The following is a 7,669-nucleotide window of genomic DNA, read 5'->3' as shown; positions in this document are numbered from 1 at the left end:
GCTACACAACGGGGGCTTGATCTTCTTTTATGTTGCCGTACTGACGTACTGCGCTGGGGTACCAGGACTCGAACCTAGACTAAATGAACCAGAATCACTCGTGCTGCCAATTACACCATACCCCACCAGAGTTGAACCCTCGCGGACCCTTCTCAGGCGTTGCGCCTCTCGGTCGGTCCCTTCCGAGGGGCTTTCGTTCCCTCGTCCGTTCCCTCCCGGGCGGCGCAGAAAGAACATTACCCGACGTCGGCCCCGGGTCCAAAATCGATAACCCCAGGCAGCGGCCGGGAGGCCTGCGGATGGCCTCCGGGTACGCCGCGGGCCCGGCACGAAGCCGGGCCCGCGGCCTGCTCAGCGGCCCGCTCAGGCGGCCGGCAGGGCGTCCAGGGAGGCCCGCAGCCTGCGCAGCGTCTCAGGGCGTCCCAGCAGCTCCATGGACTCGAACAGCGGCGGGGAGACCCGGCGGCCGGTGACGGCCACCCGCAGCGGCGTGAAGGCGAACTTGGGCTTGATGCCCAGCCCGTCGACCAGCGCCTCGCGCAGCGCGGCCTGGATCGGCTCCGGGGTGAAGTCCGCGAGCTCCTCCAGCGCCTTGATGCTGGCCTCCAGCACCGGGCGGGCGTCCGCGGTGAGCACCTTGGCGGCGTCGTCCGGGTCGACGGCGAACTTCTCCGGCGCCACGAACAGGAAGCCGGCCATGTTCACGATCTCGCTCAGCACGACCATCCGCTCCTGGGTGAGCGGCGCCACCTTGGCGAGCAGGTCCAGCTGCTCGGCGGTGGGCTCGGCCGGCAGCAGCTCGGCGCCCTGGAGGAAGGGCACCAGGCGGCGGACGAAGTCGTCCGGGGCCAGCCGGCGGACGTGCTCGGCGTTGATCGCCTCGCACTTCTTCAGGTCGAAGCGGGCCGGGTTGGCGTTCACCTTGGTGACGTCGAAGGCCGCGACCATCTCGTCCATGTCGAACAGGTCGCGGTCCTCGGCCAGCGACCAGCCCAGCAGGGACAGGTAGTTGAGCAGGCCCTCGCGGATGAAGCCGCGCTCGCGGTACATGTTGAGCGAGGACTGCGGGTCGCGCTTGGAGAGCTTCTTGTTGCCCTCGCCCATCACGTACGGCAGGTGGCCGAAGCGCGGGGTGGTGCCGTAGCCGACGCCGATCTCGGCGAGCGCGGCGTACAGCGCGACCTGCCGCGGGGTGGAGGACAGCAGGTCCTCGCCGCGCAGCACGTGGGTGATGCCCATCAGGGCATCGTCCACCGGGTTGACCAGGGTGTACAGCGGGGCGCCGTTGGCCCGGACGATGCCGTAGTCCGGCACGTTCTCCGGCTCGAAGGTGAGCGTGCCGCGGACCAGGTCGTCGAAGCTGATGGTCTTGTCGGGCATCCGGAAGCGCAGGATCGGCTCGCGCTTCTCCAGCTTGTAGACGGCGACCTGCTCCTCGGTCAGCTCGCGGCAGTGGCCGTCGTAGCCGGAGGGCTTGCCGGCCGCGCGGGCGGCCTCGCGGCGGGCGTCCAGCTCCTCGGTGGAGCAGTAGCAGTGGTAGGCGTGGCCCGCCTCGTGCAGGCGGCGGGCGACATCGGCGTAGATGTCCATCCGCTGCGACTGCCGGTACGGCGCGTTCGGGCCGCCGACCTCCGGGCCCTCGTCCCAGTCGAGGCCGAGCCAGCGCATCGCGTCGAGCAGCTGGTCGTACGACTCCTCGGAGTCGCGGGCGGAGTCGGTGTCCTCGATCCGGAAGACCAGGGTGCCGCCGTTGTGGCGGGCGTAGGCCCAGTTGAACAGGGCCGTGCGGACCATGCCCACGTGGGGGTTGCCGGTCGGGGAGGGACAGAAGCGAACCCGGACGGCCGGGTCAGTGTTAGCCACGCTTGATCACCTTGTTGGTGAGAGTGCCGATGCCTTCGATGGAGACGGCGACCTCGTCGCCGACGTTGAGGGGGCCCACCCCTGCGGGCGTGCCGGTGAGGATGACGTCGCCGGGCAGCAGCGTCATGGCCTCGGAGATGTGGACGACCAGCTCGGCGACCGAGCGGACCATCAGGGAGGTGCGGCCGGTCTGGCGGAGCTCGCCGTTGACCGTGCACGTGATCGCGAGGTCGCTCGGGTCCAGGTCGGTCTCGATCCACGGGCCCAGGGGGCAGGCCGTGTCGAAGCCCTTGGCCCGGGCCCACTGGCCCTCGCGCTGCTGGACGTCCCGGGCGGTGACGTCGTTGGCGCAGGTGTAGCCGAGGATCACCTCGGGCACCCGGTCCAACGGCACCTCACGGCACATCCGGCCGATCACCACGGCGAGTTCGGCCTCGTGGTGGACGTCCGAGGAGAACGGCGGGTACGCGATGTTCTCGGTCGGACCGATCACCGAGGTGGACGGCTTGAAGAAGGTGAGCGGGACGTCCGGGACGTCGTTGCCCAGCTCCGCCGCGTGGGCCGCGTAGTTGCGGCCGACCGCCACGATCTTGTTCGGGAGCATCGGGCTGAGCAGCCGGACGTCCTGGAAGCGGAAGCTCTCGCCGGTGGGCTGGGGCTGGCCGAACGGGTGGCCGGCCAGCGCGTGGACGACCAGCGAGTCGGGCTGGGAAGGGTCGCCCTCCACCACGCCGAAGGAGACGCTGCCGGCGGCAGGGCTCCCTTCCCGGACGGAAAACCTGGCAATGCGCACGGCTGGGGTACCCCTCGCTTCGTCGGCCGCCCGGGGCGCGCCCGGGCGCTGGTGGGCGCCCCGCCCACAGTGGGCGCGGCCCCGTCAATCGGTCTCCAGGCTATCGCGTGGGGCCTCGGCTGACCGCTTTGCCCCTGTTCAGGACGGTCGGGGCGGAGTCCGGGCCGACCGGGGCGCGGGGGCCCGGCCGGCACCCGCCGCACAACGGCGAGGGCGCCGCCGCCACGGGTGTGACGACGGCGCCCTCGACGCGGCGCTGCGGGGGTCAGTCCTGAACGACGACGACCGGCGCGACCATCAGCTGGGTGCGGCGCGGGTTGGCGGTGGCGGCCGGCAGCTCGGTGCCGTAGGTCACGACGTCCTCGGGCTTGCGGGCGCCCGGGATCTTGCTGAAGTCCTCGACCGAGGCCAGCGTCGTCCGGCGCGGATTCGCCGTGGGGCGGCAGGACAGCGTGGACTTGGTGGCGTTCTTCGCCTGGGACATCGAGAGCACCTCGTGGTCATGGCCGGACCGATCGCGGCGGATCGGGACGACCTGATGGATTCCGATTGATTCGGAGGGGTTCTGGGCAGGCTGATTCGAGGCCGTGCCCAGGCGACAGCCAGGTTACGAGATCTCATTCCACAGAGGCCGTGACCAAAGCTACACATTAGGCTGTGATTTTGCTCACAAAATGCCGAGCAAATCGCAGATATCCGACATATCGCCGCACTCGGATTTTCCGACATTCCCTCCGACAAGGGGCATTTCGGAAGGTCTGTGGCTCTTCCCGACGCTGCGCCCGCTTGGCATGTATCCGGCGAGTGTCCGAAAAAGGCGGTATTCCGGTCCCGTTGGCACACAGTCCGTGAGATCGCGCAAGCGGTCGGTAGCGCCCGACACCCGGTACCTGCGGCCCTTGTTGGGATTCCCCGGCTGTGCTGGAATGCGACGGACCGTGGGTAGGGAGTGGTCCACCCCGGTGCCCGCTCTCCCGGACCGGCCGGGGGGCGGATGGAAACTCGACACCGTCCAGGCCGTGGCGACGCGGCGGGACGCCCGGTCCAGAGGTTGCGACGCCAGTGCAGGGACGTTTCAAAAGGGGTAGCGGCGCCGCGGGTAACCCGGAGTCGCGTGAGCCTGTGGCAGCCCCTCAACAGGCGGCGGCCCCCGGCGGCCCCGCCGAGCCGGTGACACCCGAGGCCCCCGGCCGCCCGGAGGAGGACGGCCGGGAGCGGAAGTCCACCCGCGACAAACTCCGCACGTCCCTGACCCGGCGCCGCGCCACCGGTCTGAACCGGCTCGCGATGCGCAACTGGCGCATCCGCACCCGTCTGATCGCGCTGCTCGCCCTCCCCGTCCTGGTCTCGCTGGTCCTCGGTGGCCTGCGCATCCAGAGCTCGATGGAGAACTCGCAGCAACTCGCTCAGATGGCCAACCTGTCCGACCTGGCCAAGAAGGCGACCAACCTCGCGGACGCGCTCCAGACCGAGCGCGACATCAGCGCCGGCCCGATCACCCACGACCCGGCCGCCCCGCTGGACGACGACATCGTCGCCGCCCGCAAGTCCACCGACGACCTGAGCCGCACCTTCACCGCGTCCTCCGACAAGTTCGAGAACCTCGAACTGTCCGGCGGCAAGGCGCTGTTGCTCCAGATCCGCAAGGACCTGAACTCGATCGCGGACACCCGCAGCCTGCCGTACCAGAACAACCAGAACATCCAGTCGACGATCACCGCCTACGACGTGATCATCCGCGACCTGCTGTCCATCACCCAGGACATCGCGCTCGCGTCGAACAACAAGGACCTGGTCGTCTCGACCCGCGCGCTGCAGCAGTTCTCGCTGGCGAAGAACGCGACCTCGCAGCAGCGGGCCCTGATCAGCGCCGCGCTCGCCAACCCGAAGTCCCCCGACCTCAGCCCCAGCGACGAGTCCTTCGGTATCCGTCTGCGCAGCTCGTACGACAACGCGATCGCGAGCTTCAACAACATCTACACCGCGCACGACCTGGACAACCTGCGCAGCCAGCTGAGCTACAACTCGGTGGTCGCCGACGCCGACCGCTATGCCTCCACGATCCTGACCCAGAGCGGCATCCGCCAGACCGAGGCGGTCAGCTACAAGGACTGGTACGAGAAGGCCAGCGCCAAGATCACCGCCGAGCGCCGGATCGAGTCCAAGCTCATCGAGAACCTGGACGGCAAGGCCCAGGACCTCCAGTCCCAGGCCGACGCCGACGCCCTGATCATCGGTGTCGCGATCGCCCTGGTGCTGCTCTTCGCCCTCGGTGGCGCCGGTCTGATCGCCCGCTCGATGGTGCGCTCGCTGACCCGCCTCCAGGCCGCTGCCGAGGACGTCGCCGAGCGCCGCCTGCCCGAGCTGGTCAAGACCCTCTCCGAGGCCGACCCCCACGACGTCGACACCACGGTCGAGCCGGTCGCCATCGACTCCACCGACGAGATCGGCCACGTGGCCCACGCGTTCGACATGGTGCACAGCGAGGCCGTCCGCCTCGCCGCCGAGCAGGCCCTCCTGCGCGGCAACATCAACGCGATGTTCACCAACCTCTCGCGCCGCAGCCAGGGCCTCATCCAGCGCCAGCTGTCGCTCATCTCCGAGCTGGAGAGCCGCGAGGCGGACCCGGACCAGCTGGCCAACCTCTTCAAGCTGGACCACCTCGCGACCCGCATGCGCCGCAACGGCGAAAACCTCCTCGTCCTCGCCGGTGAGGACCCGGGCCGCCGCTGGACCAGGCCCGTCCCGCTGGTCGATGTGCTCCGCGCCGCCGCCTCCGAGGTGGAGCAGTACGAGCGCATCGAGCTCGCCGCCGTGCCGTCGGCCGAGGTCGCCGGCCGCGTCGTCAACGACCTCGTCCACCTGCTCGCCGAGCTGCTGGAGAACGCCACCTCGTTCTCCAGCCCGCAGACCCGCGTCCGGGTCACCGGCCACGCACTGCCGGACGGCCGCGTGCTGGTCGAGATCCACGACACCGGCATCGGCCTGAGCCCCGACGACCTCGCCGAGATCAACGAGCGCCTCGCCAACCCGCCGACGGTGGACGTCTCCGTCTCCCGCCGCATGGGCCTCTTCGTGGTCGGCCGCCTGTCCCTGCGACACGGCATCCGCATCCAGCTGCGTCCCAGCGACTCCGGCGGCACCACCGCGCTGGTCATGCTCCCGGTGGACGTCACCAACTCCGGCGACCGCCGCGGTGCCGGCCGGGCCGGCTCCGGCCAGGGCAAGCAGCAGCGCGGGGTCGCCCCGACGCCGCGCCAGCAGCGCCAGGTCCCGCCCGCCCGCCAGGACGGTCCGGCCGCGCTCGGCCAGGGCCCGGCCGCCGGTGCCCCGCAGGGCGGGCGCCCGCAGCTCGGCCAGGGCGGCCCGACCGCTCCGGCCGGTCCCGGTCCGCAGGCGGGCCCCGGTCCGCAGGCCGGTCCGGGTGCGCCCGGCGGCGGTCTGCCGACCCGCAAGGTCGGCCAGTCGCTGCGGGAGAACCCCGTCCCGCAGGGCGGCGGTCAGCAGGGCCAGGGCCGCCAGCCCGCCCAGCCGCAGCCGAAGCAGAAGCGGCAGGCTCCGCAGAACCCGCAGAGCCAGCAGGTGCCGCAGCAGGCCCAGCAGGGCGGTCTGCCGCAGCGTGCACCGGGCCGTCAGGGCCCGCCGCAGAGCGGCCCGAACGGCCTGCCCCGCCGCGACCGTCAGCAGCAGCCCGGCCAGCCCCAGGCCGGTCAGCAGCAGCCCGGCCAGCCGCAGGCCCGTCCGCAGCAGCCCGGCCGGCCGCAGCCGAACCAGCCGCAGGCCGGTCAGCCCCTGCCGGGCCGTCCCGGCCAGGAACGGCCGCGTCCCGGCGGCGAGTTCGACGGCGGTCCGGGTGCCCGGACCGGCGAGCAGCCGCAGCACGGCCGCCCCGGCGGGCCCGGCACGCCGCCGCAGGGTGCCCGTCCGGGCAACCGTCCGCAGGACGGCCTGCCGCAGCGCCGTCCGGCCCCGCAGGGCCCCGGCGCCCCCGGCCGGCCGGCCACCCAGGGGCCGCGCGGTCCGCAGCGCCCCGGTCCGGACGCGCCGCAGCGCGACCGTCAGCCGCAGCTGCCGCCGCAGGCCCAGCAGCAGCCCCAGCCGCTGCCGGCGGCCGAGCCGGCGCCGGTGGAGAGCACCCAGCAGTTCGCCCGCCCGCGCTTCGAGGCCAGCCAGATCGACCCGCGCGACCCGCTGGGCCTCGGCCTGGTCGAGCCGGTGCTGCCGAACGTGCCGAACCCGCCGCGTCCGGAGCCGGTGCGCCAGGAGCAGGCCCCGCAGCAGCCCCAGCCGCTGCCGCACCAGGAGCCGATGGCGCTGCCGACCGGCGGCGAGCAGGCGTGGTTCCCGCAGTCCGAGGGCCCGCAGCAGGCGCGGCCGCGGCCGTACCAGCCGCGCCGCCCCGGCACCTCCGCGCCGGAGTTCCAGCAGCGGGCCGAGGAGCCGCGGGCTCCGCGGCAGGCGCCCCAGCCGGCTCCGCAGCAGTCGCAGGCCCCGCAGCAGCAGGCCCCCCAGCAGCCGCAGGCTCCCCAGCAGGGCCAGCCGCAGCCGGGCACCGGCGACGCGCCGTGGCGTCCGTCCGCGAACGACGAGCGCTGGCGCCGCGCCGAGCAGATCCGCGAGCCCTCGACCAGCGGCGTCACCATGTCGGGCCTGCCCCGGCGGACCCCGCAGGCCAACCTGGTCTCCGGCACCGCCGAGGCCTCGCCGCTGACCGGTCCCCAGGTCTCCCGGGCTCCCGAGGAGGTCCGCGGCCGGCTGACCAACCTGCGTCGCGGCATCCAGCAGGGCCGTCGCGCCGGGGCCGAGCAGGCCGCCAACCAGGCGGGCTTCCAGCATGGTGCCCAGCAGCCCGGATTCGATAGTTTCGGTGGCCGGAGCGACGGCAACGGCGCAGATCACCAGGAGCGTTGAGTTGAACCAGATGAGCCAGGCCGCACAGAACCTGAACTGGCTGATCACCAATTTCGTGGACAACACCCCCGGGGTGTCCCACACCGTGGTGGTCTCCGCGGA

General features: G+C 72.1%; 4 protein-coding genes, 2 tRNA genes and 1 pseudogene (1 of these 7 cut by a window edge). 2 read left to right on the top strand and 5 right to left on the bottom strand.

Features of this window, described 5'->3' with window-relative positions; translation table 11 throughout:
* The 5 genes from ACWDBB_RS22325 to ACWDBB_RS22305 all read right to left on the bottom strand — a co-directional run.
* Nucleotides 1-16: transfer RNA gene (locus ACWDBB_RS22325), tRNA-Glu, on the bottom strand; it reaches 157 nt to the left of the window's first position.
* A gap of 37 nt (nucleotides 17-53) precedes the next feature.
* Nucleotides 54-125: transfer RNA gene (locus tag ACWDBB_RS22320), tRNA-Gln, on the bottom strand.
* Nucleotides 126-363: 238 nt separating this feature from the next.
* Complete coding sequence (gene gltX / locus ACWDBB_RS22315) at nucleotides 364-1,863, bottom strand: glutamate--tRNA ligase (RefSeq protein ID WP_449791282.1); 1,500 nt, start codon at nucleotides 1,861-1,863, stop codon at nucleotides 364-366.
* Nucleotides 1,856-2,656, bottom strand: coding sequence for a fumarylacetoacetate hydrolase family protein (locus ACWDBB_RS22310; RefSeq protein WP_402416631.1), 801 nt, complete (start codon nucleotides 2,654-2,656; stop codon nucleotides 1,856-1,858). The genes gltX and ACWDBB_RS22310 overlap by 8 nt, the downstream gene beginning before the upstream one ends.
* A 265-nt stretch (nucleotides 2,657-2,921) precedes the next feature.
* A complete protein-coding gene (locus ACWDBB_RS22305; protein WP_380456464.1) occupies nucleotides 2,922-3,140 on the bottom strand; it encodes a hypothetical protein in 219 nt (72 codons plus the stop codon).
* Nucleotides 3,141-3,778: 638 nt separating this feature from the next.
* On the opposite strand from ACWDBB_RS22305, the gene ACWDBB_RS22300 reads away from it, so the two are divergent.
* Nucleotides 3,779-7,567, top strand: a complete 3,789-nt coding sequence (locus ACWDBB_RS22300; protein WP_449791281.1) for a nitrate- and nitrite sensing domain-containing protein — start codon at nucleotides 3,779-3,781, stop codon at nucleotides 7,565-7,567.
* Nucleotides 7,568-7,577: 10 nt separating this feature from the next.
* Nucleotides 7,578-7,669, top strand: a pseudogene (locus tag ACWDBB_RS22295) (roadblock/LC7 domain-containing protein); the annotation flags it as partial.

This window comes from Kitasatospora sp. NPDC001095, from assembly GCF_053598615.1.
Note: the sequence above shows the minus strand (reverse complement) of the source record. Positions and strands in the feature narration are given on the sequence as shown.